The organism is Candidatus Uhrbacteria bacterium (assembly GCA_016699205.1).
Taxonomy (GTDB): domain Bacteria; phylum Patescibacteriota; class Patescibacteriia; order 2-12-FULL-60-25; family 2-12-FULL-60-25; genus CAIXDN01.
This window is the reverse complement of the sequence record CP064964.1, coordinates 833,232-853,982: the sequence shown is the minus strand read 5'-3', so window position 1 is coordinate 853,982 and position 20,751 is coordinate 833,232. Positions and strand designations below refer to the sequence as shown.

Genomic DNA, 20,751 nt, shown 5'->3' with positions numbered 1-20,751 from the left:
ATCAGGCAGGACCGACAATAATCACAAATTCCCCCTTAGAACTGGTAGCTTGAAGCTGTTTCGCTGCCTCGTCAACGGTGCCGCGATAGAGCGTCTCATGCATCTTGGTAAGCTCTCGACCAATAAAAATCTGGCGATCCTTAGGCAAAGTCGCAGCCAAAGACTCCATCGCCTTGCCGATACGGTGTGTTGACTCAAAAAAGACCGTCGGAATTTCACGGGCAGCCACTTCTTGAAAAAACGTCTGTCTTCCCTTTTTGTGCGGCGCAAAACCAAGATAAACAAAATCATCCATCGCGAAACCACAAACCGAGATCGCTGTCGTCAAAGCCGACGGCCCTGGAATCGGTTCGATCTTGATCCCATGCTGCACGCAAGCAGCCACAAGCTTGCCGCCAGGGTCATTCACCCCCGGAGTCCCGGCATCTGAGATATACGCAATAGATCGACCCTGTTTAATTTCACCAGCAATCCGTTCAACAATTTTATCGGCCGAATGCTCATGGAGCGCGATCAGCGTCTTCTTGATCTCGTAATGCTTCAAAAGCTTGCCGGATACGCGCGTGTCCTCACAAGCGATAGCATCCGCCTCTTTCAAGGTACGCAAAGCCCGAAGCGTAATATCTTCGAGATTACCGATTGGAGTTGCCACGATGTAGAGAATTCCGGCCATGGGTGGATGATTTACCTGAAAAATCGTATCATGCCAACATATGAATGTCCGCCACCGCACTTTTTCGATCGCAATGCTCGCGATTTCTCTAGCGTTGTTAGGACTAGGCTGCCGTAGACCTGGAACCAATATCAACCCGGCAAACACGCAGGTCATTCCGACAAAAACAGAAACCGCCACGCCATTTGATCCAAACGCACCGCGTCCCGTCGACCAAGAAGGGCCGTCGCCTGAAGGTATACTTGCACGCCAAGCGCTGAAAAATCTTTCCGTCGCCAAAACCTATCGCACAACCATGATCATTCCGACGGCCTCGGGCACCGTCAAAGCTTCTGCCGATGTCAATCGCGATCAAGGCATTCTCGGTAAATTGGAGGTTCCGAGCGCACAAGGCACGCTCTCATCAGAAATCTACATCGCAGGTGAAACGGTTTTCTTCAGACAAAACACAACAACCTGGTCCAACATCTCCAATACAAACGAGGGCAGACAGTTCACAACCCTCTTCCAAAACGCCCTCGCCCCAGACGGCACCGATGTCTCCCGCATCGTCAGTGACAACACGCGCACCGTAGAAACCAAGGAAGATGCAACCGGCTGCACGCTTTACACCTTGAACCAAGTCAACGCAGCAGGTAAACGCGTTCCCTACAAAATCTGTCTCCGTAACGATCTCCCCAGCTACCTCTCGCTTCAGACAACGGCCGGCGTCCTAACGGTTACCTATACCGATATCAACGGACCCGTCGTTGTACAGCGTCCGCAATAATCGTAAAAAACCACCTGAACAGACGGTTTTTTGATACCTAAAAGCAATATTGCAAAATTAGCAGTCGATATGTTAGAGTGCTAATAACGCTATGCTTCCGCAAAACTTCACCACCAAATCACAAGAAGCGCTTCAGCTCGCTCAACAGCTCGCCCTCGGGAACGGCCAGCAAGCCCTGGAGCCCATTCATTTACTCGCCGCCTTGCTTGAACAAGAAGACGGTGTTGTTCCGGCCATCCTCAAAAAACTAGCGATCGATGTCCCCTCCCTCAAAGGCGACCTCGATGATTTGCTGATCAAGCTTCCAAAAACCCAAGGCATGGGCGGACTCGGACAATTGTATTTGACTCCAGAAATTGCCAAGACACTTCAGTCCGCAGAACGCGCTGCAAACCAATTTAAAGACGCCTACATTTCAACCGAGCATTTGCTTATCGCGCTCGCTGATGGCGGAGACGATACTTCTAGCCTTCTCAAGCGCTACAAAGTGACTGTTGATGAAATTTTAAAAGCGTTGAAAGACGTTCGCGGAAACGTGAAGATCGATTCACCGGAACCAGAGAACGCGTATCAAGCCCTGGAAAAATACGCGCGCAATCTGACGGCACTCGCCCGCCAAGAAAAACTTGATCCGGTTGTCGGACGCGATGAAGAAATCCGCCGCGTGATGCAAATCTTGCTGCGTCGTTCAAAAAACAATCCTGTTCTTATCGGTGAAGCCGGTACGGGTAAGACAGCCATCGTTGAGGGTCTTGCTCAGCGCATTGTTGCTGGCGATGTTCCTGAATCGCTCAAAGACAAAGAAGTCATGGCGCTTGATGTCGGCTCCCTCGTCGCCGGAACAAAATTTCGCGGTGAATTTGAAGAACGTTTGAAAGCCGTCGTCCGTGAAGTCGAGAAGTCTTCCGGCAAAATTATTTTGTTCATCGATGAGCTTCATACTCTCGTCGGCGCCGGTGCTTCCGGTGAAGGCGGTTCGCTTGATGCGTCCAACATGCTGAAGCCGGCTCTTGCTCGCGGAGAATTGCGCGCGCTTGGTGCAACCACGCTTCAGGAATATCGAAAGCATATCGAGAAAGACCCGGCTCTCTCCCGCCGTTTCCAGCCCGTCTTTGTTGATGAACCAAGCGAGGAAGACACGCTCGCGATGCTGCGTGGCATCAAAGATAAATACGAAGTGCATAACGGCGTCCGCATCACCGACGGCGCTCTTGTCGCCGCCGTAAAACTTTCCGCCCGCTATATCACCGACCGTTTCCTTCCGGACAAAGCCGTCGACTTGGTCGATGAATCCGCCGCCGCTTTGCGCATGCAGATCGATTCCCTTCCGGAAGAACTCGACAAGATGAAACGCGAGCTCGTGAAACTTGATATTGAAAAGCGCGCGTTATCAAAGGAAGATGATACGGATTCCAAAGAACGCCTCTCGGAAGTCGAGAAGCGCATGGCCGAGGTACGCGAGAAATCGCAAGGCATGGAAATCTCATGGAAAGCTGAGAAAGAATTAATCCAGGAAATTCAGGTTGCCAAAAAAGAACAAGAATCCATGAAAGCCGAGGCCGATATCGCAGAGCGCCGCGGCGATTTGGAAAAAGTTTCAGAAATCCGCTACGGAAAAATCCCTGGCCTTGAAAAGAAGCTCGCTGACGCAGAAGTAAAATTAAAAGACTTCCAAGGTAAACGCGGGCTCTTGAAAAATGCCGTAACAGATGAAGATATCGCCAACGTTGTCGCCCGCTGGACCGGCATTCCTGTTGCCCGCATGCTCGAGTCAGAAGCCGCCAAGCTCACAAAACTCGAAGACGAATTGCATAAGCGTGTCATCGGACAAGACCAAGCCGTGAAAGCGGTGTCGAACGCATTGCGCCGTTCTCGCGCAGGTATCAGTGAAGACAAACGTCCAATCGGCTCGTTCCTCTTCCTCGGCCCGACAGGTGTCGGCAAGACGGAGCTGGCAAAAGCTCTCGCAGAAATCATGTTCGACGATGAAGAAGCCATGGTCCGCGTCGATATGTCTGAGTACATGGAAAAACATTCCGTCTCGCGCATGATCGGCTCGCCTCCGGGCTACATCGGCCACGATGAAGGCGGACAACTCACGGAAAAAATCCGCCGCCGTCCTTATTCCGTCGTCTTGCTCGACGAAGTCGAAAAAGCCCACCCAGACGTCTTCAACACCTTGCTCCAAGTCCTCGACGACGGCCGCCTCACAGATGGCAAGGGCCGCACGGTCAACTTCAAAAACACGGTTATCATCATGACCTCAAACGTCGGCTCCGACGTCATTCTCGACTTTGGTAAAAAACGAGGAGAAATCGGATTCAACGATGGCGAGAATGAAAAAGAATCAACCGCCGAGCACGTAAAGAGTCAGGTGATGAATATGTTGCGTGACTATTTCCGACCTGAGTTTTTGAACCGCGTCGATGAAATCGTCATGTTCCAATCGCTCGGCAAAAAGGATCTGACACAGATCGTCGATCTCCAGCTCGCAGAAGTCTTGAAGCGATTGCGTGCGAAGAAAATCGACATTGAGTTCACCGAAAAAGCCAAAGCTCTCGTTGCTGAAAAAGGCTACGACCCAAGCTATGGCGCACGACCGTTAAAGCGCGCGATCCAAGACCTGATCCTCGATGAACTCGCCCTCAAGATTGTCGACGGTACCGTCAAAGAAGGCGACAAAGTGAAGGTGGATGCCAGCAAAGACAAAATTATCATCAAATAAATAAAAACGATCCGCGCAGGCGGATCGTTTTTATTTGATTACTGATTTGAGAGAAACACGGCTACCGTCGCCGCCGTCTCCGCTCGCAGGACGCGAGCACCGAGATCCGCAATCATCGCTCGCGACTCAATCGCCATCGCGCGCTCCTCCGGATCCCAACCGCCTTCCGGTCCGATGAAAATCGAACATTTCTCTCCCCCGCCGGTATAACGCTTGCCGCCGATATCAAAAAAATACGTTGATCCGGCTTGCGTCGCCGCTTCAAGCGCAGAGATAAACGGCATCGGCTCAACAATTTCCGGTAATCGACCCCGCCCGCTCTGCTCGGCTGCCTCGCGCGCAATTTCCCGCAGGCGCTCGATCTTAAGCCCCTGCTTCACGGTACGGCGCGTCAAAATCGGAACAATTCGATAAATGCCGCACTCCGTCGCTTTCTGGACCAGCCACTCAAAATTTTCGCGCTTCAGGATGGCGGCATACAAAGTCACGACATGGCGCGGCTCCGTAGGCACAACATCGGGCTCATTCATCCGTGCGAGTCCGACGCGGCCTTTGGAAATCTCCGCGATCGTAAAGGTCGCCTGCATTCCTTGACCATCACACAACACGACCTGTTCACCCGTACGCAGCTTTAAGACGAGCGACATCTGGCGTGCCGCCTCGTCTTCCAAAACGATTCTCCGAAAAACGGAGATCGTATGGACCGATAAATCGATGGATACGCACAGTGGTCAAGACTAAAACCTGACAACTAAAACCTGAAAACTATTTTTTCTTCATCTCGCCTTCGATACCCTTCCACTGGTCCATGAGAAACTTGCGGACAACCGGAATCTCTTTAGCGGCGATCTCCTTGGTCTTGGAGTAGTAGCCGACCATATAATCGACAATTTCTTCGTACTTCTCCTTGCTCAAAATACCGGAAGCTTTGATCTTCTTCTGTACCTGTTTTTGAAGCAACTGAGCTTTCTTCATGGCATCGCGAGTCAATTCCTTTCCCTTGCGAGACTGGAGGAACAAGCCAGCGGCCAAACCAAGAGCGGCGCCGGCGGCCAAACCTGCACCGAGATGTGATGAGGACGGTTTCTTAATATCAGCCATAGAGTTATTTATCGTAGGAGTTAATGCCTGCATTGTAACGGCATGCTAGGATCGTCGCAATACTATGTACGATTTCATCGCCATCGGAGACTCGACCCTTGATGTCTTTTTACAACTAAGCGAAGCCTCGCTTTCCTGCCAAATCAACAAAGAACAATGCTTGCTTTGTCTTGAATACGCGGAAAAAATCCCTGTCGACAAAGTCACGCAAATTCCTGGAGCCGGTAACGCTTCCAACGCTGCCGTCGGTGCAAGCCGCATGGGTTTGCGCAGCGCGATCGTCAGCATTCTTGGTAAAGACGACATCGGCAAAGAAATCATCATGGGCTGGAAAAAAGAAAAGGTCGCAACAAAATATGTAACGATCGATGCCAAACACGGCACCAACTACTCCACGGTGCTCAATTTCAAAGGCGAGCGCACGATTCTCGTTCACGCGGAAAAGCGCACGTACATTCTCCCAAAACTGGACGGAGCAAAATGGATCTACTACACCTCCCTCGGGCCTGGGCATGAACGCATGGAAAAACAATTGCTCGCGCATTTGAAACAGCGTCCGGAACAGCAGCTTTGCTTCAACCCAGGCACTAAACAATTACGACGCGGACTCGAGTCGATCAAACCCGTCGTCGCGCGCTCCGATATTTTCATCGTCAACAAACAAGAAGCAGAACTTCTCCTTGGCGATGGCGAGCGCCCTGTTGTGAATCTCCTCATGAGCTTCAAGCATCTCGGTCCAAAAATCGTCGTGATCACGGACGGGCCAAACGGCTCGCACGCAACCGACGGAAAAACCATCTGGAGCATGAGCGTTTACCCGGGCCCGGTCATTGAACGCACCGGTGCCGGCGACTCGTATGCCACAGCCTTCACCTGCGCACGCCATCTCGGCTGGAGCATTCCGGACGCGATGCGCGCTGGAACCGCAAATGGCTGGAGCGTTGTCCAACATATCGGTCCGCAAAAAGGCCTGCTCAACACAACCAAAATGCGCGCTACTCTCAAAAAATTCGCCAAGGTAAAAGTCACATCAAAACCAGTCATGGCAGCTTAGTATGAAGGACTATGAATTTCTCTCAAGAATGCTCTTTGAATTTTCGTATTGGCATGCCATCAAAGGACATCCATTCCGTCCGCAGGTGTACGAACTCGCAAGCGAATCGGTCTTAGGCCTTGGAGACGACATCAAAAAAACCTGGAAAGACGGTGGGATGAAAGCGCTCGATAAGCTAACAGGTATCGGTCCGGCCATCGCCTACAAAATCGACGAATATTTCCGCACCGGACATGTAAAAGAGTACGAACAATTAAAAAGAAGATTTCCTGTCGATATCTGGGGCCTCTCGCGCATCGAGGGCTTGGGTCCAAAACATATCGGCGAATTATGGAAGAAATTAAAGGTCGCCAATATCGACGATCTTGAATTTGCGATCGAACATCAAAAACTTCGCAAACTCAAAGGCTGGGGTCCAAAGTCGGAAGAAAAACTCGCGCACGGTATTGCGCTCATGCGCTCCTCAACCGGCCGTCACTCGCTCAAAAAAGTTCTACCGATCGCCGACAAAATTGTAGCGTATCTCAAAAAGGTAAAAGGCGTGAAACATTGCACCTACGCCGGCTCACTGCGCCGCAAGAAAAAAGATATTGGCGATATCGATTTAATCGCGACTTCCTCCAATCCAAAATCCGTCATGGAAGCCTTCACCTCGATGCCAGAAGTAGAAACGGTGCATACCTTTGGAAAAACCGGCTCATCCGTCCGTCTCAAAATGGGCATCGACTGCGATCTGCGCGTCGTCCCCGACAAAGTCTTTGGCTCCACGCTCCAATATTTCACCGGCGATCGTCGTCACAATATCTTGCTGCGTGAACGCGCGATCAAACAAGGTTACAAATTGAACGAGTACGGATTAACCAAAAAAGGAAAACTCGTCCCCGTTCACACGGAAGACGATATCTACCGATTACTAGGTCTCAAAACTCCTCCGCCGGAAAAACGATTGGGAAAGGATGAATTTGTGTCTAGGTAAATGAAAGCCCCGCTCCTCACGAGGAGCGGGGTCATAGTTTTTTTTAAGTTCATCCAAGTAGTCAGTCCGGCAAGTTCCACAAGTCAATGCCCAGTTTATTAAGAGCGCTCGCGAGGTCCAAGTACGTAGCATAATCAAGCTCCGAACGCTTAAGCTTACACGTCTCGATGACTTGGATCACGGTGCTCAGCTCGGCCTTCTTGAGCTTCTTCTGAGTCTTCTCTGACAACTCGAGAGAGGCCAATGGTAGATTGAAAAGCGACTTTTGGGCATCGGTATACCCGGTTGGCTCCGTCCAACCATCCAACTTCATGCCAAAGCGCAAGCCGAGTTGAGACAGTTTGCGTTCAAGCTCACCGACACTGGTCGCACCGAAGTTCTTCATCCGCGTCAAGTCGCGACCAGTCAGCTGTACAAGCTGTCCGATATACTTGATGCCATTGTTTTGGAGAGCATTTGCCGCCCTCGTACTGGGCTTGATCGTTCCGACCAAGCGGTCGAGAATGATCTTCATACCCTCACTAGGCTGGGTCGCAGCGACTTCGGGGACGATCTTCACGCCTCGAAGCGTAAGCATTGAACGAAGCTCACCTTCTTGGTGCTCGACGCTCGCTGCATTCGTTTCGATCAGAATGGCCTCTCCCTCGGTTCGCACCAAGAGCCGGATGCCATGCATCTTGAACGAAAACGACCTCGGTCCAGGCTCATCAAACCGGATGGAAAGAACATGATCAGAACTCATGACTGCCTCCGCATCGGAATTACCACAAAATTAATAAAATGTCAATAGGTGTTTACAGCCTTCACAAAAACAAGAAAGTATTATAACGTTTCATGCAACCTATGAAAAAAGTCATTGATATCGTTCTCAAAGTCCTGCTCAGCCTCATGCTCGTCATGCCGATTCTTGGCGCAACCGGCATCTTCCCTCCGCCAACACCAGACCTCTACAACACGCCTCAAGCATACGAGTACATTCGTGTATTGATGGATGCCAAGTACGTCACCTTCATGATGTCCGTCGTTTTTGCCATCGCGTTGGTCTGCATGTGGACCAAGCGCATGCCACTCGCCATGCTTCTTATTTTGCCGATCACGCTCAACATCATCGGCTTCCACCTCGTCCTCGACGGCGGACTCTTCACACCCGGCGCTATCATGGGCAACATCCTGCTCGTGCTCAACGCCTACTACTTGTGGAAACATCGCGCGAGCTACAAGTCGCTTCTGGAAGCATCGAAGGCATAGAAGTCACATTCACCGAATAAAAACACTCCCGATCGGGAGTGTTTTTAAATGACACCGAACAAAGATTTATTTTCGATAGCTATTTTCCCACTGCTTTGTGTCCGAGTAATAGCCCCAAACATCATCAAAGCCCTCCGTTAAAAATACGGCGTAATGCACATCTCCCCGCTTCTCATAGGACAAATATCCATCATTGGTTTCCAAAATCCCTATTTCACGAAGATCCTTCGGTAGACGACCATTCTTTAGTCGGAATTGCTCGACCTTCTGAACAACGACATCCCCCTCATACAATTGACTATTCTTATACAAGCCCTGCCAAACCATATAACCGCCAACAAGAACGACGAGAGCGAGAAGCGCACCGATGATCGTCTTTCTGGACATCGCTTGATCTTTCATAACTCCTGAACGATTCTGAAAATAAATATTCGATAAAGCACTCCCTCCCTACGCTTCCATTGTAATACCTCGCCTGCATGTAACTCAAACCCGTATCCCCATCATACTCATGCCCCGCAAACTTCCTCTGCTCATTGAAGCCTGTCTGCTCATCAACCCTGATCCCTCCATACGGATAATAGTCCGTCGCCTCAATAATCGTTCCTGAAGCATCAGTAACCACGCCAGAGCCTGTTAAATGGTCTGTGAGAACCGTGGAAACGGTAGAAGATGCTCCAGAGCCCATGATCGTTGCAATCACGGCACCATTGGCAAAGACATGCTTTATCGGAATGCCTGATGTGATGTTGTAGTACTTTGTAGGATAGAACGTTGTGACAGTACTCGTGCTAGCGACGACCGTTTCTTTGACTCTGATATTCGACATGTCATAGGCATAGGTCGAGGTTGTGCTGGAGGTCACGTATTGCGTGAGACGGTTGAGATAATCCCAAGCAAGCGTGCTTGTAGTCGAACCGTCCATCCCCGTAAGATTTCCATTGTTGTCGTACGCAAGGCTAAGTCCACCGATAGCCGTTGCTGCATGCGGATTAGCATATGAAGTGCCGGCATATGTATAACTTCCCTGATCAGAACTCAAGATATTACCAAGCGCGTCATAGCTGAACGTCTGATTATAACCTGAGACACCGGAAGGAGTACCCGTCGCCACGGCAGACGTGAGACGGTACAGATCATCATATCCATAATTCACGGTCCGCTGAGTACTGGAAGCGCCTTCAACAAGCTGGGTGATGTTTCCTACAGCATCGTACGCATAGCTCAAATTCTGGGCATTGCTCGCATTTGGAAGAACGCTAACTTTATTCGTTAAACGATAAAGCTTGGCTGGATCATACGTATTTGTCACCGTGACCCCATTTGCAAACAACATCCTCGAAACCTACGCATTCGGAGCATATTCAATGCTGTTCACGATCGAAACATAATCCGCATCTGTTGTTTCTTTCTTGGAAACATTCCGCAAGAATTGGCCATCGACGTATGTGTATTTAATCTGCGAACTATCCGGATTAGTAATCGTTAACAGATTCCCCTGCCGATCATACGTATACGCAGTTGTATAACCCGTGCCGTCAATTGTCTTTGTTTCAGAAGCAAGTAAGCGCAGCGGATTATAAGCATTGGTGATACTTAAAGCCGTAGAACTCGCCGTGCACAAACTGCCAATACCATAGGCACAATTGTCGTAGGTATATGCAACCTCGGTTCCACTAATTGCCTTGGTAACTAAATCTCAGTTCGATTCCGCTACCATCCATTCGTTCTTTCGCGTGCTTATAGAAGCTATTCGCGATGTCACTATTCTCATATTTTGTCTGTACCTCAATGACCTTCTTTTTCGAGACAGCGGATGGCCGTAGTTGTACGAGCTCACCGCTTTCGATGAACGCAATATATTTATTAATTTTTTTTTGAAGCAAATTCAAATGCTCATTAGCCGAATCGTCCCAGGGTAGATGATCCGTAATAAAGAGCACGACTTCGTTCGCAGCCTCGTTATCCCCGATAAAATCGACTATTTTTTCCTGTTCGACAGACATATGGGTTATTTTAGGGTCTAATAATATTCACGGGTGTAGGCGGTATCTGTGTGCCACCGGGATATCCCGGCTTACCTTGTCCGACCACAGAACCTCCCGATTGCTGTATCTGAGGGAACGCTTGTGACTGATTTTGGGTCAAAGGTGCGGTTGCTGATGATTTACACTCGAATAAGCATATATTCCCCATGGCGTCTGTGCCAAGAAAATCTACCCGAGTTTTGGTTCCGTCCCCCGATTTAATAGTGATTTGAGGCTGTACGTTTGAATACTGGGTTCGCAACGCCTGTCCCCGTTCGGCTTCAAAGGCATCACCCGCCGCCTTGTTGACTTGAACCTGATTAGTTGCCTTTATCGTAGTGTCGACTGACATTATACCAGCGGCACCGGCAGCGGCAAAGCCGTTAATCGTCATCGCCGCGGCCCCCATCCTGTCGCCCGTTACCTGGTCGCCGTGCGCGTAAGAGTAAGCTTGCCCACCGACCAATGGAGCTGTGATGGCTATCGCCGCAGCCGCAGTCCACGTGATTGCCGCAGGCACCCACACAGGCGCATATGCCGTAGCATAGGCAAATGGCGCGATACAAATTGGGCAATTACCTGATTCGTCACGCAACATGAGCGGACTGTTCATCGCATACGAGTACGAATTAAGGAGCTGCGGATTAGCGAGGAACATCACCGTATCGCGACCGGAGAGTTGCTTCAGTTTTCCCGCATCGCCAAGCGAAAGGAATACTGGATCTTGGGACTGGAACTTTCCAGCATTCGAATTGTAATATCTCGCATGCATGTAACTTAGTCCCGTCGGTTCATCATACTCATGCCCCGCAAACTTCCTCTGCTCATTGAAGCCTGTCTGCTCATCAACCCTGATCCCTCCATACGGATAATAGTCTGTGGCTTCAATAATCGTTCCTGACGCATTCGTGACCACGCTAGAGCCTGTTAAATGGTCTGTAAGAACCGAAGAGACGGTAGAAGATGCTCCAGAGCCCATGATCGTTGCAATCACGGCACCATTGGCAAAAACGTGCTTTGTCGGATTACCGGATGTGATGTTGTAGTACTTGGTTGGGTAGTGGGTTGTAACGGTACTCGTGCTTGCGGCAACCGCTTCCTTAATTCTGATATTCGACATGTCATAGGCATATGTCGAGGTTGTGCTGGAAGTCACATACTGCGTGAGACGGTTGAGATAGTCCCAAGAGAGGGTGCTCGTGGATGGACCGTTGGTTCCCGTCAGGTTTCCATTATTATCGTACGCAAGGCTAAGTCCACCGATAGCCGTTGCCGCATGCGGATTCGCATACGCGGTACCAGCATATGTATAGCTCCCTTGATCTGAAGTCAGAATATTGCCTAGCGCATCGTAGCTAAACGTCTGATTGTAGCCTGAGACGCCGGAAGGAGTACCCGTGGCCACGGCAGATGTAAGACGATAGAGATCGTCGTATCCATAATTCACGGTCCGCTGTGTACTGGAAGCACCTTCAACAAGCTGAGTGATATTTCCTACAGCATCATAGGTATAGCTCAAATTCTGGGCATTGCTCGCATTCGGAAGAACGCTAACTTTATTCGTCAAACGATAAAGCTTGGCTGGATCATATGTATTTGTCACCGTGACCCCGTTTGAAAACCTCATCCTCGAAACCTGCGCATTCGGAGCATATTCAATACTATTCACGATCGAAACATAATCCGCATCCGTTGTTTCCTTCTTGGAAACGTTTTGCAAATAGTGGCCATCGACATACGTATATTTAATCTGTGAACTATCCGGATTAGTAATCGTTAACAGATTCCCCTGCCGATCATACGTATACGCAGTTGTATAACCCGTGCCGTCAATTGTCTTTGTTTCAGAAGCAAGTAAGCGCAGCGGATTATAAGCATTGGTGATACTTAAAGCCGTAGAACTCGCCGTGCACAAACTGCCAATACCATACGCACAATGGTCATAGGTATACGCAACCTCGGGACGTGTGCATAATATAAAATTTTAATCTTACGCACACTACCACAGATGAAAACAGAATTCGCCTAATTGATTTATTAAAATTTTATATATTTAAAAAATCTCCGAAAATACTTCGGAGATTTTTTGTTGGCGCATTACTTCACCTTCATCTTCAACTTTCCAAACCACTTCTTCGCATTTGGATTGCGATGAGGACAACCCGGCCAGCAACACGGCCGACGCTCGCCCTCGTTTAATTGCGAGATCGTTCTTTCAACATGCTCGCGTCTCGTTTCCGCCAATTTGACGTACGTCACCCAACAAATCCACTCGTTACGTGCGAGCGGCGTAAGATCATTCCATTTTGCAAGCACCTTGGGATCAGCCGTCAACGCTTTCCGCAAATCCGCCGGTACCGTATGCACGACACCCGTCGCGATTTTTTGTACAGTCTTTGGCATAAAATTATTTCCGCAAAATTTTCTCCATGGCCCTTCCTTTTGCCAATTCGTCAATCAACTTATCCATATAACGAATTTCCCGCATCGTTGGCTCTTTAATGTCTTCCACTCGGACACCGCAGACCACGCCCTGAATCAGGGATCGCGCCGGATTTAATTTAGGAGCATTTGCAAAAAACGTTTCAAGATCTACTTCCTTTTTCACCTGCGCTTCTAGCTGCTTCTGCGTGTATCCCGTCAGCCAACGTAGCACTTCATCGACTTCAGATTTTGTACGCCCTTTGTTTTCCGCCTTTGTAAGATAAAGCGGATAGATACTGGCAAAGCTATAGGCATAGACCCGTTTCAGAGTCTTGGCGTCTGGTTGCTTCATAATTGCTTCACGTTATCACAAAACCGCCTTTCGGCGGTTCTTGTCATGGTGCCCAGGGCGGGAGTCGAACCCGCACACCCTTACGGGTTAAGGATTTTAAGTCCTCCGCGTATACCAATTCCGCCACCCGGGCAAGCCAGCGTCGTTCTATCACGACGCCATTGTTTTGTCAGTAGGCGTCACGTATTTACGAGTCCGCCACCACTCAACCACCGTCGGCAAAAGCGAAACGGCGATAATACCGATAACCACCAAACTAAAATTATGTTTCACGGCCGGAATATTCCCAAACAAATAACCGGCGGTCGTAAACAAGCTAACCCATACCAATGCACCAATAACGTTGTAGTGAAAAAAGCGCGGATAATCCATTCGGGCAACGCCAGCAGTAAACGGAGCAATCGTACGCATGATCGGAACAAAGCGTGCAAACACAATCGCTTTAGCACCGTGTTTCTCGTAAAAATGATTCGCCTTCTCCAAATGCTTCCGGTCAATAAATCTTGCCAAAGGTCCTTCAAGTAATTTAAGTCCGATCTCGCGGCCGATCCAGTAATTCAATGCATCTCCGGCAACCGCCGCAAGAAACAAGATAACGAGCAGCCCCCAAAAATTAAGCGCACTCAATGCAGCAAGAGAACCAGCGGCAAACAAAAGCGAGTCGCCAGGAAGAATTGGCATGACAACCAACCCAGTTTCACAAAAGATAATCAGAAAAAGTACGACATACGTCCAATTTCCAGCCATGGCCACCAATTGCGACAAATATTTGTCCAAGTGGATGAAAAAATCGATAATTTGTAGCATGGGCGCATTCTACACGAAGTTTTGACTTTCTCGATACCGTGCTAGTCTTGAGCCGAACAGATATGGAACAGAATGATGAACAATTCACGGAAGTCGTAGAAGAACGCGTCGTCTCCCCGGAAGTCCAAGAACGGGAAGTTGGTTTTGATGCCGCGCTACGCCCCAAAACCCTTGGTGACTTCATCGGTCAGCCTGTCGTAAAAGAAAACCTGCGCATCTTTATAGAGGCTGCCAAAGGCCGCAGCGAACCATGCGATCACGTTCTTCTCTACGGTCCGCCAGGTCTCGGCAAAACAACCCTCGCCCATGTCATCGGAAATGAAATGGGATCCAATGTCCGCATCACCAGCGGCCCGGCTTTAGAGCGCGTCGGCGATCTAGCGGCCATTCTCACCAACCTCGAGGAAGGCGACATTCTCTTCATCGATGAAATCCACCGCATGAACCGTTCGATTGAAGAAGTCCTCTATCCTGCCATGGAAGACTTCGCTCTCGACCTCGTCATCGGCAAAGGCCCGACCGCCCGCACGCTGCGTCTTGATCTGAAACGTTTCACGATCATCGGCGCTACCACTCGCCTCTCGATGCTCTCCGCTCCGCTCCGCGACCGCTTTGGCATGCACTTCCACCTAGACTTCTACGGTCCTGATGAGATGAAAGAGATCATGCGCCGCAGCTCCGGCCTCCTCAACCTCACGATAGAAGAACCATCGCTCGAGCTCATCGCTAATCGTAGCCGCCGCACGCCGCGTATCGGCAATCGCCTGTTAAAACGCGTACGCGACTACGGACAAGTCATGGCCGGCGGGATACTCGATGAAACTGTTGTCGACAAAGCCTTAGCCGCACTTGAAATCGATACGCTCGGCCTCGATGAAGCCGACCGTCGTGTCCTCAAAGCCCTGGTCGATAAATTCCAAGGCGGTCCCGTCGGACTCTCGACCTTGGCTGCTGCGACTTCAGAAGAAATGGAAACACTGGAAGAAGTCATTGAACCGTTCTTGCTCCAGCAAGGCTTGTTAGCACGCACACTCCGCGGACGTATGGCCACCGACCTGGCATACAAGCATCTCGGCTTCACGCCTCCGGAACGCCAAGGTACAATCCTTCAATAACATGGTTCCCCTGATTCTCTTCTTGGCCGTTTGGGCCATCCTGATCCTGGGCTTTGGCCTTTTAGCGCTCATCACGAGCGCTATGAGCTTACGCTTTGGTATCTCTGGTTTCATGACCGTCGCAAGCAATAGCGCATTCGTTATCGTTGCATTACTCGTTCTTGGAGCTACCGGCCTCTATCTCATGGGCGTCGATTGGTCTCAGACCATCTCCGTCATCCCGACAACGCTTCCTGGCCTCACACAATAATCACATGCTGCATCTCAATCATCTTCCAAACGCTATTCCCGATGAAAAGATCGTGCATGTTTTGCATCGCCATCCGCTGACCATTTTCTGGCTCGTCCTCGGCTATCTCCTTTTGCTCGGCTGCGTACCGTTCCTCTTCTGGTACCTCCCGTTCTACCAAGCCGAGCTGATCGCTGATCCGGTACTCATGCCGCTCGTCGTCCTTGGAGCGTCAGCGTTCTTCCTTTTTGCCTGGCTCTTCCTGTTCCAGAACTTCATGGATTATTATCTCGATGTCTGGATCGTTACCAACAAACGCGTCCTGAACATCGAGCAAACCGGCCTCTTTGCGCGCACCGTTTCAGAGTTACGTCTCTACCGTGTTCAAGACGTTACAAGCACAGTAAAAGGCGTCGTAGAAACATTGTTCGACTTTGGCGACGTAGAAATCCAGACTGCTGGAGAAAAGACCCGTTTCATCTTTGAAGAAATCCCTCACCCGAACCGTGTGAGCAAATCAATTCTCGAGCTCGCGGAAATTGAACGCCGAGAACAGCTCGATGAAGCCGTTTCAGAATTTCAAATGCCTGATAAACCAAACCAACACGCCAAATAAGTATGAGACCAATGACACCTGTCCGCATGCTCCCCGGTCTCTGTGGACCTGCTGCGTTAAAAGTCGTGCTTACCTATTTCAAGAAAGATTATACGCACGATGAAATCGCCAAGCTGTGTGAAGTCACGCCGGATGAACATGCTTTGCATGCCAAAATGATTTCTGGCGCAACCGCAGCAGGACTCAAGCCAACTCCGGTAGAAAACGCCACGATCGACGATATCCGCCGTTTTGTTGATGACGATTTCCCTGTCATCGTCGGTTGGCAACTGGAAGGCAAGGATCACTACTCCGTCGTCTACGATGTCGGCAAGATGAAAATCTTCATGATGGATCCGGCAACAGAAAGCGGCATCCGCATTTTAACGATCGAGGCTTTTGAGCTTTTCTGGAAAGACAAGGGCGGCGCCTCTGGAGCGCCAACAACGCATTGGATGATGGCCGTGAAAAAAGACAAAGGCTAATCGCCCTTCCCGATTCGTTTGCTGTGCTGCGCGCTCGCATTCACCAAGTACCAAGTTGCTAGTCCGACAAAACCAAGATCATCCAACCAGCCGATAATGGGTGCGAGATCCGGCAAAAAATCAATCGGCCACAACAAATAACCAATCGCGAGCAAAGCGAGCACTTTTGGCTTCCAATCGCTTGATCCATCTCTCAGGAATCGCCAAATACCTTTCCAATCAGGCAAAAAATGCATTCGCGCCATAGTCCTGGCTAGCATAGCATGTCGAGAGCGCGTGTTTTATACTGAAGAGTATGCTCGTCACTCGAAACGAAGCCGCCTCTCTTGCCTTGCCAAGCCTTGCACTTGTCCTTGTTTTAATTTGGCCGTCAGCCTGGATCATCGCAACGATCATGGTCGCGATCAGCGCCCTACCAACATTAATCGCTGGCGCCAAAGGTCTCGGTCAATTCAAAATCACCATCGATCTCTATAATTTACTTGCCCTCGCCATTGCCCTCGTCCTGCAAGAAACATCCTCAGGTGCCTTTATCGCCCTGATGCTCGCCTGCGCCAGAATATTGGAAGCGCGTACGGAAGCCCGCTCGCACAAAGCGGTCGCAGAACTCTTAGCACTCAAACCTCACAAGGCAAGACGCGAATCTCGCGGACACGTCGATGAAATTCCCGTACAAGATATTCGCGTGGGTGATATTTTGCTTATCGGTACGGGTGAACGGGTACCTTGCGACGGTCTTCTTGTACATGGTACGGCGCTTATTAATGAAGCCTCGGTAACCGGAGAATCGCTTCCAGAAGAAAAGCTCATCGGCGACCGCGTGCTCGCCTCAACCATCGTCGAAGCCGGCGGCATCAAAATCCGCGCAACACATGTTGGTAAAGACTCGACACTCGAGCGCATGGCTACATTGATTCAGGAAGCCTCGCGTCATAAGTCCAAAGAAGAAAAGGCTGCAGACAAATTTGCCGGCTATTTTCTTCCGCTGATCGGCATCTCTGGAATCGGGCTGTATTTCCTTACCCAAAATCCGGGAATGGTTGCCGCGTTCTTCCTTGTTGCCTGCGCCGATGATATCGCGGTCGCCATTCCGCTCGCCATTACTGCATCCCTCGGACGCGCCGCCAAACGCGGCATCATCATCAAAGGCGGTGCAAGACTATTACCGCTCGCACACATAGACACGCTCGTCCTCGATAAAACAGGCACGCTCACCTTTGGCGATCTGCGCGTAGAACGATTGGACCGCGATCCATCCGTTACCGAATTTTTCATCTGGGAATGTTTGGCGATCGCAGAGAAATACTCTGAGCATGTCATTGGACGTGCGGTCTTCCGTGAAGCAGTAAAGCGTATTGGCGCCGTCGCCGACCCAGAACGTTTCCAAGTGTATCGAGGACGAGGTATTTGGGTAAATGCCAAGGGCCGCGACATCCTCGTTGGCACGCCTGCGCTGCTCACCGATTCAAGCGTCACCATCCCTGAAAGCTGGGCTACTCGCGAGGACGACGCTCTCGATCCCGGTCTTACGAGCGACTTCTATATAGCGGTCAATGGACGCTGCGTCGGACGCATCCGTATCGCTGATATACCGCGACCGTCAGCCAAAGCGAGCATTGAAAAACTGTATGCGCTCGGCGTCGGGAATATCGTCATGTTTACGGGTGATCAGCTCCGCACGGCGGCCGCCGTAGCCAAATCCGTCGGTATCGAGGACTACCGTCCGACAATGTCTCCAGAAGACAAAGAACGCGAAGTCGGACAACTTGCATTAAAAGGGACAACGGTCATGATTGGCGACGGTATTAATGACGCGCCCGCCCTGGCTCGTTCAACCGTCGGTATCGCAATGGGTACAACGGGTACCGCTGTAGCGATTGAAGCGGCGGACATCGTTCTATTGGCAGACAATCTCGACCGACTACCTGAACTCGTCCTATTAGCCAAACAAACCAAGAACGTCATCAATGGGAATATCTGGATTTGGGCGCTTTCCAATCTCATCGGATTTATTTTTGTCTTTACCGGTATTTTTGGACCGGCACTCGCCGCCGCATACAACTTCATTACGGATTTTCTTCCGCTCGCAAACTCATCTCGTTTATTCCGAAAAGAAAAAGATGCGGCATAAAAAACATCGGCCTATAGGCCGATTTTTTCTTGTTCCGTTTTCTTATCATCAGAATCATAGGACCAGCTCCAGCCAAGCGATCTATTCTTGAGTTGATATCGCGCAAGAATAATAGTCGCAATCGTTGTTAGGACGCCAAGCGCTGTAAAAATCCCTCCGATGAGCCACGTGTCAGAACCAAGGGGATCATTCGCGCCAAAGAAAACATTGGGGCGCGTGCGATGCGCAAATAGCAGCCCTGGAAGCGCAAACGTTGCCGGCAATCCAAATGACAATGCACCGATAGAACCCCCAATCGTATGTACAAGATAGTCCGGAAAACAAAAAACGGTAAGCAAAAGCACGGTAACTCCAATGAGAAAAAAGATAATAGCGATAAGACGCAAAATCCAGATCGCAACCTTCATATCCTGATCGGCTTTAATATACCAATCCTGCGTGTTGGAATCCGTCACAATCGTCACCGACTCGCCTTCAGCATAAGTCGATCGACTCGACCAAAGCGATGTCGAGTAATCTCTGGCTTGGCCATCAACCTGAAAAACAGGTCTGACCAAACCTTCCTCATTTGTTTCGATACGCGAAACCGTAGCCATAAGCTCAACGCCTTTCCATGAGGGCGCGAGGAATGCAGGCAAAACAAGTCCAAGCCCGATACCGACCAAAATAAAAATAACGCTTACCCACCACTGCGCTTCCCGCGGCTTAAAAACGTACTCCCAAGAAAATGAGACCATAAGATACAACTAGCCTAAACGAAAACCCGATCTCTTGCGAGACCGGGTTTTGCATTGGCGGCGCTTATTAGGCAACGCGCTGGACGTTGACGGCGCGAGGACCCTTGTCCGAAGCCTCCGTCTCAAAAGTCACAGCTTCGCCCTCCTTCAACTCGTCAAACATAACGCCGACGAGTGAATCAGAGTGGAAGAATACATCCTTATCGCCGCCTTCCGGGGTGATAAAGCCGAAACCCTTCTCCTTAAGCGTCTTGATGATACCGTTCATAGTGTTGTTACCAATGAGTAATGTAAATGTTAATTGCAGGCTGTTTTTTGCTTCAGATGAGCATTATTCGGCCGATTCATTGGTTCGCTATATATAATAGCCTAAAATAGGCATTTTGTAAAGCCCATAGCCTAATCAAAGGCCGGAGTAGCGCTTAGCTCCGCCGCCGGGCTGTACTCGCTTTCTGCGCCAATCTCGGACCCAAAAGCATAGTTCGAGTAGAAAGCATCCGGAATATCATCGATCTTTTTGTTCCAATCGACACCATAGTAAGCCGTGGCCAGCGCCTCGGTTTTCACCCAACGCAATTCTCCTCCGCGACCAACGGCATAGACCTTGGGATCCGTCGTAAATTTCACCATGCGTGCTCCGGGTCGATACGTCACGTTCATTCCAAGCGCATACTGACCGAGCGTTTCAGCAGCCACAGGCTTTACCTCATCAAAATTTGCATACCATGTCGCAAACACGCGGCCATTTGGAAACGCATGGCGCTTGGCATCGGCACCAATGTAATACACTGCCTTACACGGATGATCAGCCGGTGCAACAGAAGGACAAACAAGCTTCACCAATGAACGAGCGCCAATCGTACCAGTATACGGCGTCTCAACCGTCGCCTTTATCTGTATCGCCACCGGCTCAGGCGCACCGACTAAACCGCCAGCACTCACCTGATACTCTTCATAGGTTTGCCAAACAAGACCAGTCGGCTCAGCATTGTTATTGATAAACTGTTCACCGATCCAGCCATGCTTGCCTCCGGCGATCACCGCATACCAACCATCCGTATATGCGATAACAGAAACATTTGTCCCTGCTTTCAACGTTCTCAAAACCATCGTTCCCGATGTACAAGCTTCGCTACGGAGATACACGCCGGATTTAATCGTGCCGGTTCCAGAATATTGCTGCACTGGGTCAACATAGCAGCCGCCAGCCAAAGCCATGTTTGGAATCAATGCAGAAAAAAACGCGAGTAAACTAATTTGAGAAATGAAACGTTTCATAGACTTCAAGCATAAACGATAATCA

The 20,751-nt window shown here is 50.0% G+C and carries 26 protein-coding genes and 1 tRNA gene; 10 read left to right on the top strand and 17 right to left on the bottom strand.

The window, feature by feature from the left end:
* Position 1: 1 nt before the first annotated feature.
* Positions 2-673, bottom strand: a complete 672-nt coding sequence (rsmI, locus tag IPH19_04195) for a 16S rRNA (cytidine(1402)-2'-O)-methyltransferase (GenBank protein ID QQR60582.1) — start codon at positions 671-673, stop codon at positions 2-4.
* 40 nt (positions 674-713) lie between these two features.
* Between rsmI and IPH19_04190 the strand changes: the two genes are divergently transcribed.
* Together IPH19_04190 and clpB are read left to right on the top strand one after the other, a co-directional pair.
* On the top strand, positions 714-1,442 hold the full coding sequence (locus IPH19_04190) for a hypothetical protein (protein QQR60581.1): 729 nt from the start codon (positions 714-716) through the stop codon (positions 1,440-1,442).
* Between the two features lie 91 nt (positions 1,443-1,533).
* A complete protein-coding gene (clpB, locus tag IPH19_04185; protein ID QQR60580.1) occupies positions 1,534-4,167 on the top strand; it encodes an ATP-dependent chaperone ClpB in 2,634 nt (877 codons plus the stop codon).
* 38 nt (positions 4,168-4,205) lie between these two features.
* Here clpB and IPH19_04180 read toward each other — a convergent pair whose 3' ends face one another.
* Positions 4,206-4,838, bottom strand: a complete 633-nt coding sequence (locus IPH19_04180) for a 16S rRNA (uracil(1498)-N(3))-methyltransferase (protein QQR60579.1) — start codon at positions 4,836-4,838, stop codon at positions 4,206-4,208.
* A 94-nt stretch (positions 4,839-4,932) separates the two neighbouring features.
* On the bottom strand, positions 4,933-5,268 hold the full coding sequence (locus IPH19_04175) for a YtxH domain-containing protein (protein QQR60578.1): 336 nt from the start codon (positions 5,266-5,268) through the stop codon (positions 4,933-4,935).
* Between the two features lie 64 nt (positions 5,269-5,332).
* Here IPH19_04175 and IPH19_04170 point away from each other — a divergent pair, with 64 nt between their 5' ends.
* Together IPH19_04170 and IPH19_04165 are read left to right on the top strand one after the other, a co-directional pair.
* Positions 5,333-6,322 carry a carbohydrate kinase family protein gene (locus IPH19_04170; GenBank protein QQR60577.1) on the top strand — a complete coding sequence of 330 codons (990 nt, stop codon included), beginning with the start codon at positions 5,333-5,335 and terminating at the stop codon, positions 6,320-6,322.
* A 1-nt stretch (position 6,323) separates the two neighbouring features.
* Positions 6,324-7,298 carry a hypothetical protein gene (locus IPH19_04165; GenBank protein QQR60576.1) on the top strand — a complete coding sequence of 325 codons (975 nt, stop codon included), beginning with the start codon at positions 6,324-6,326 and terminating at the stop codon, positions 7,296-7,298.
* Positions 7,299-7,359: 61 nt separating this feature from the next.
* On the opposite strand, the gene IPH19_04160 is transcribed toward IPH19_04165, so the two are convergent.
* Positions 7,360-8,040 carry a hypothetical protein gene (locus IPH19_04160; protein QQR60575.1) on the bottom strand — a complete coding sequence of 227 codons (681 nt, stop codon included), beginning with the start codon at positions 8,038-8,040 and terminating at the stop codon, positions 7,360-7,362.
* 101 nt (positions 8,041-8,141) lie between these two features.
* On the opposite strand from IPH19_04160, the gene IPH19_04155 reads away from it, so the two are divergent.
* A complete protein-coding gene (locus tag IPH19_04155; protein QQR60574.1) occupies positions 8,142-8,546 on the top strand; it encodes a hypothetical protein in 405 nt (134 codons plus the stop codon).
* Positions 8,547-8,612: 66 nt separating this feature from the next.
* Here the strand turns inward: IPH19_04155 and IPH19_04150 are convergent, their stop codons facing one another.
* The 9 genes from IPH19_04150 to IPH19_04110 form a co-directional block, all read right to left on the bottom strand.
* Positions 8,613-8,933, bottom strand: a complete 321-nt coding sequence (locus IPH19_04150) for a hypothetical protein (protein ID QQR60573.1) — start codon at positions 8,931-8,933, stop codon at positions 8,613-8,615.
* Positions 8,851-9,882 carry a hypothetical protein gene (locus IPH19_04145; protein ID QQR60572.1) on the bottom strand — a complete coding sequence of 344 codons (1,032 nt, stop codon included), beginning with the start codon at positions 9,880-9,882 and terminating at the stop codon, positions 8,851-8,853. The genes IPH19_04150 and IPH19_04145 overlap by 83 nt, the downstream gene beginning before the upstream one ends.
* Before the next feature lie 9 nt (positions 9,883-9,891).
* Positions 9,892-10,170: an RHS repeat protein gene (locus IPH19_04140; protein ID QQR60571.1), complete on the bottom strand. Its 279-nt coding sequence runs from the start codon at positions 10,168-10,170 to the stop codon at positions 9,892-9,894.
* A gap of 52 nt (positions 10,171-10,222) precedes the next feature.
* The gene (locus tag IPH19_04135; GenBank protein ID QQR60570.1) at positions 10,223-10,552 is read right to left on the bottom strand and encodes a hypothetical protein; all 330 of its coding nucleotides are present in this window, start codon (positions 10,550-10,552) and stop codon (positions 10,223-10,225) included.
* Between the two features lie 10 nt (positions 10,553-10,562).
* On the bottom strand, positions 10,563-12,488 hold the full coding sequence (locus IPH19_04130; protein QQR60569.1) for an RHS repeat-associated core domain-containing protein: 1,926 nt from the start codon (positions 12,486-12,488) through the stop codon (positions 10,563-10,565).
* Positions 12,489-12,670: 182 nt separating this feature from the next.
* Complete coding sequence (locus tag IPH19_04125) at positions 12,671-12,976, bottom strand: YdeI/OmpD-associated family protein (protein ID QQR60568.1); 306 nt, start codon at positions 12,974-12,976, stop codon at positions 12,671-12,673.
* A gap of 4 nt (positions 12,977-12,980) precedes the next feature.
* On the bottom strand, positions 12,981-13,349 hold the full coding sequence (locus tag IPH19_04120) for a DUF2200 domain-containing protein (GenBank protein QQR60567.1): 369 nt from the start codon (positions 13,347-13,349) through the stop codon (positions 12,981-12,983).
* Positions 13,350-13,395: 46 nt separating this feature from the next.
* Positions 13,396-13,482, bottom strand: a tRNA-Leu gene (locus IPH19_04115).
* A gap of 17 nt (positions 13,483-13,499) precedes the next feature.
* Positions 13,500-14,156, bottom strand: coding sequence for a DedA family protein (locus IPH19_04110; protein ID QQR60566.1), 657 nt, complete (start codon positions 14,154-14,156; stop codon positions 13,500-13,502).
* A 62-nt stretch (positions 14,157-14,218) separates the two neighbouring features.
* On the opposite strand from IPH19_04110, the gene ruvB reads away from it, so the two are divergent.
* Genes ruvB through IPH19_04090 form a run of 4 tightly spaced genes read left to right on the top strand, consistent with a single transcriptional unit; the run spans position 14,219 to position 16,580 of the window.
* On the top strand, positions 14,219-15,271 hold the full coding sequence (ruvB, locus tag IPH19_04105; GenBank protein ID QQR60565.1) for a Holliday junction branch migration DNA helicase RuvB: 1,053 nt from the start codon (positions 14,219-14,221) through the stop codon (positions 15,269-15,271).
* A 1-nt stretch (position 15,272) separates the two neighbouring features.
* Positions 15,273-15,521, top strand: coding sequence for a hypothetical protein (locus IPH19_04100; GenBank protein ID QQR60564.1), 249 nt, complete (start codon positions 15,273-15,275; stop codon positions 15,519-15,521).
* 4 nt (positions 15,522-15,525) lie between these two features.
* On the top strand, positions 15,526-16,116 hold the full coding sequence (locus IPH19_04095) for a PH domain-containing protein (GenBank protein ID QQR60563.1): 591 nt from the start codon (positions 15,526-15,528) through the stop codon (positions 16,114-16,116).
* Positions 16,117-16,118: 2 nt separating this feature from the next.
* On the top strand, positions 16,119-16,580 hold the full coding sequence (locus IPH19_04090) for a C39 family peptidase (GenBank protein ID QQR60562.1): 462 nt from the start codon (positions 16,119-16,121) through the stop codon (positions 16,578-16,580).
* Here the strand turns inward: IPH19_04090 and IPH19_04085 are convergent.
* The gene (locus tag IPH19_04085) at positions 16,577-16,825 is read right to left on the bottom strand and encodes a DUF1232 domain-containing protein (protein ID QQR60561.1); all 249 of its coding nucleotides are present in this window, start codon (positions 16,823-16,825) and stop codon (positions 16,577-16,579) included. The genes IPH19_04090 and IPH19_04085 overlap by 4 nt on opposite strands.
* A gap of 50 nt (positions 16,826-16,875) precedes the next feature.
* On the opposite strand from IPH19_04085, the gene IPH19_04080 reads away from it, so the two are divergent.
* Complete coding sequence (locus IPH19_04080; GenBank protein ID QQR60560.1) at positions 16,876-18,711, top strand: cation-translocating P-type ATPase; 1,836 nt, start codon at positions 16,876-16,878, stop codon at positions 18,709-18,711.
* A gap of 11 nt (positions 18,712-18,722) precedes the next feature.
* On the opposite strand, the gene IPH19_04075 is transcribed toward IPH19_04080, so the two are convergent.
* From IPH19_04075 to IPH19_04065, 3 genes are all read right to left on the bottom strand, one after another.
* On the bottom strand, positions 18,723-19,448 hold the full coding sequence (locus IPH19_04075) for a hypothetical protein (GenBank protein ID QQR60559.1): 726 nt from the start codon (positions 19,446-19,448) through the stop codon (positions 18,723-18,725).
* Between the two features lie 67 nt (positions 19,449-19,515).
* Positions 19,516-19,716 carry a cold shock domain-containing protein gene (locus IPH19_04070; GenBank protein QQR60558.1) on the bottom strand — a complete coding sequence of 67 codons (201 nt, stop codon included), beginning with the start codon at positions 19,714-19,716 and terminating at the stop codon, positions 19,516-19,518.
* A 131-nt stretch (positions 19,717-19,847) separates the two neighbouring features.
* A complete protein-coding gene (locus IPH19_04065; GenBank protein ID QQR60557.1) occupies positions 19,848-20,726 on the bottom strand; it encodes an SH3 domain-containing protein in 879 nt (292 codons plus the stop codon).
* Between the last annotated feature and the right edge of the window lie 25 nt (positions 20,727-20,751).